6 protein-coding genes are annotated in these 2,793 nt (G+C 31.1%); all 6 read left to right on the top strand.

The features are described 5' to 3' along the window. The first annotated feature begins 244 nt into the window (after positions 1 to 244). Positions 245 to 523: a hypothetical protein gene (locus DFQ08_RS15935; RefSeq protein WP_147269494.1), complete on the top strand. Its 279-nt coding sequence runs from the start codon at positions 245 to 247 to the stop codon at positions 521 to 523. A 5-nt stretch (positions 524 to 528) separates the two neighbouring features. Next, positions 529 to 828: a hypothetical protein gene (locus DFQ08_RS16285; protein WP_114311032.1), complete on the top strand. Its 300-nt coding sequence runs from the start codon at positions 529 to 531 to the stop codon at positions 826 to 828. Between the two features lie 136 nt (positions 829 to 964). Continuing rightward, complete coding sequence (locus tag DFQ08_RS15925; protein ID WP_114311031.1) at positions 965 to 1,447, top strand: hypothetical protein; 483 nt, start codon at positions 965 to 967, stop codon at positions 1,445 to 1,447. A gap of 205 nt (positions 1,448 to 1,652) precedes the next feature. Continuing rightward, positions 1,653 to 1,895, top strand: coding sequence for a type II toxin-antitoxin system ParD family antitoxin (locus DFQ08_RS15920; RefSeq protein ID WP_073153620.1), 243 nt, complete (start codon positions 1,653 to 1,655; stop codon positions 1,893 to 1,895). Next, the gene (locus DFQ08_RS15915) at positions 1,892 to 2,194 is read left to right on the top strand and encodes a type II toxin-antitoxin system RelE/ParE family toxin (protein WP_114311030.1); all 303 of its coding nucleotides are present in this window, start codon (positions 1,892 to 1,894) and stop codon (positions 2,192 to 2,194) included. The genes DFQ08_RS15920 and DFQ08_RS15915 overlap by 4 nt, the downstream gene beginning before the upstream one ends. Before the next feature lie 210 nt (positions 2,195 to 2,404). Next, positions 2,405 to 2,793, top strand: a 389-nt coding sequence (locus DFQ08_RS15910) for a helix-turn-helix domain-containing protein (protein ID WP_114311029.1), incomplete at its 3' end; no start/stop codon positions are given.

The following is a 2,793-nucleotide window of genomic DNA, read 5'->3' as shown; positions in this document are numbered from 1 at the left end:
TAACCTTATTCCTCTCTTTTGTTCTTTCTAATTTATAGATCTTAATTTAGTGTTTTTATTAAAATGCTAACTTAAGACGTGTATAATTAATTGCTGGCTTCTTGCCTACTTGCGAAAGTCCTCGCGGACTTTCTCGGTCGGTAATTATTTACTAAATTAGTTGCTTAAACCACGCAACAAACCATATACAACAACGTTGTGCTTAATGCCTGAACGAAGAACTCAAAAGAACAATTTCAGAAAAATGAAAAAACGGATTTTTAAAATATTAAGTGTAATAATCGGACTTGTTTTGATTTTTGGCTTCTATAATAATTCTTCGTCTTTTATTGAAAAACAAGACTGGAAATACGCTGAAGGAGCTCATATTGGAGATTGGTTAACTAAAAATTCTTTTGAAATTAACAATGGAATAATTGAAACAAATCAAGGAAAAGCTAAAGTGGTTTTTTGTTATGGAAAAAAATTAATCATAAAAAATCTTGAAACTAAAGAAAAAGGATTTTACGTAAACAAAAGCTGAATTAAATGATTTTACTTTTTATTTTCGGAATTTCTTTAATTCAGTTTGGCTTGTACTATCTGAATAGTAAATACGGAAAAAAAGTTCCTGATTTTCTGATACTTTTGATTTTTATAAACTGCTATTTTCTTGTTATACCAAGATTTTTCTATCCCGAACCAAGAACAGACGGAATTAATTGTGGAATGCCAGTACTCGGAATTACACTCGGATTTTGGATTTTCGGAACAATCGCAGGAACTGCAACTCATTTGATTTGGAAATTGATAAAATACAAAAGCACTAAAGCACAACAACGTGTATAATTAATTGCTTTTTAAGTGCTTACTTGCGAAAATTCCTGCGGAATTTTCTCGGGTTCGTAAAAGTTTGCTAAATTAGTTGCTTAACCACGCAACTAACCATACACAAAACCGTTGTGTCTAATGTAAAAATACGTTAATGAAGAAAATTTACAGTCGAATAGAATACTTAGGTTATTATGAAATCTTTGGAGGAATAATCGGAATATTACTCGTTTTTTTAGGAGTTTATGACAATTTGAATTCTAATGGATTCTTTATTTTTTCCCTTATCCTCTTTCTCGCTTTATGTGGAATTTCAATTTACAGCGGAATTTTACTCGTCCGAAAAAAGTATATAAAAGGTTTAAATTTTTCTGTATTCACACAAGCTGTTCAAATAATCAGTTTTGTTCTATTTGGATACATTTTTGATTTTGCCATTGGTGCTTATTTGAGAATTACAATGGAAATGACAAATGATACGATAATTGGAATTGACTTTAGTTTGGCTAACTGGAGATTATCTCGAAATGCAAACCCTGATTTAATAGAACTGAATATTAATATTATAGCAATTGTTTTGTTGTTATTTATAGCCAATTCTGCTGACCGAATAAAAGCTGAATCGACTAAAAGCTGAAATGAATAAAACACTACACACAACACCGTGTATAATTAATTGCTAGGTTCTGCCCTACTTGCGAATATTCCTGCGGAATATTCACAGGTTCGTCAAAGTTTGTTAACTTAGTTGCTAAACCACGCAACTAACCATACACAAACACGTTATGTGCAATTTGGCCACATTACCAAGATTTGGTATATTTGAGTAAAATATAGCTAAAATGGGAAAAAACACATCAATATCACTTGGAAATCATTTTGAGGATTTTATCAGAGAAGAAGTAAGTTCTGGTAGATATGGTTCGGTTAGCGAAGTAATTCGTTCCGCATTACGTTTGTTAGAACGTGAAGAAAAAAAAGAAAGAGAACTTATTAAAGCTCTCGAAGTTGGAGAAAATAGTGGATTTGTTGAAAACTTCGACCCAAAACAACATTTGAAAGAATTACATCGTAAACACTTATGAGTAAAAACAAATATCGCATAAGTCAACAAGCGATTGAGGATTTAGATAAAATTTGGATTTATACTTTTAACAAATGGTCTAAAGAACAAGCTGACAGATATTACGATTTAATAATGGCAGAAATTGACTTCATTGCGGATAACTATCTGATTGGAAAATCGGCTGAACAAACTCGAAAAAATTATCGCGTAACGAAAATTAAATCGCATCTGATTTTCTACAGAAAAGTTGAAAATGAAATTGTAGAAATAGTTAGAATTTTACATCAGAGAATGGACATTAAAAAACGACTGAAATAAAAAAACTGCACTTAACAACGTGTATAATTAATTGCTTTTTTCTGCTTACTTGCGAAAATTCCTGCGGAATTTTCTCTGGTTCGTTAAAGTTTGCTAAATTAGCTACCAAACCACGCAACTAACCATACACAAACACGTTGGCAAACATTAGAAAATTGTACTTTCCTGAAATAGGTTGACTAAAAATTAAACACTTAATTATAGTCACTTATGAAAACAAAAAATGAACACTGGCTAAAAAAAAGCTATCAAAAAGCAACGTTAGAAACCAAACTTTTAGTCTTTGACCAAATCTTAAATGGTCAGATTTCAAACAACCAAGCTTCTAAAAAATATGATATTCCCAGAACAACCATATCCTATTGGTTAAGAAAATATAGTACCTTAGTACAACAAAACAATGGCATGAGTAAAAACGATGAGATTAAAAAGTTAAAAGAAAAGATTGAGGAACTTGAGTTCCAAAAAGACTTTCAGCAAGACATTATTGCTGATATGGAACTTATTACAGGCGTCGATATGTCAAAAAAGTCATTACCCAAAACATTAGCAAAAGAGATAGAGCTAAAGAAAAAACAGCGTATAAAAGAAAATGGCTC

The sequence above is a fragment of the Winogradskyella arenosi genome (assembly GCF_003337305.1).
GTDB lineage: Bacteria > Bacteroidota > Bacteroidia > Flavobacteriales > Flavobacteriaceae > Winogradskyella > Winogradskyella arenosi.
Note: the sequence above shows the minus strand (reverse complement) of the source record. Positions and strands in the feature narration are given on the sequence as shown.

What these genes read in the sequence shown, in the direction of transcription:
- DFQ08_RS15935 (WP_147269494.1), top strand. Translation starts at nt 245, where the DNA reads ATGAAAAAACGGATTTTTAAAATATTAAGTGTAATAATCGGACTTGTT.
- DFQ08_RS15925 (WP_114311031.1), top strand. Translation starts at nt 965, where the DNA reads ATGAAGAAAATTTACAGTCGAATAGAATACTTAGGTTATTATGAAATC.
- DFQ08_RS16285 (WP_114311032.1), top strand. Translation starts at nt 529, where the DNA reads ATGATTTTACTTTTTATTTTCGGAATTTCTTTAATTCAGTTTGGCTTG.
- DFQ08_RS15920 (WP_073153620.1), top strand. Translation starts at nt 1,653, where the DNA reads ATGGGAAAAAACACATCAATATCACTTGGAAATCATTTTGAGGATTTT.
- DFQ08_RS15915 (WP_114311030.1), top strand. Translation starts at nt 1,892, where the DNA reads ATGAGTAAAAACAAATATCGCATAAGTCAACAAGCGATTGAGGATTTA.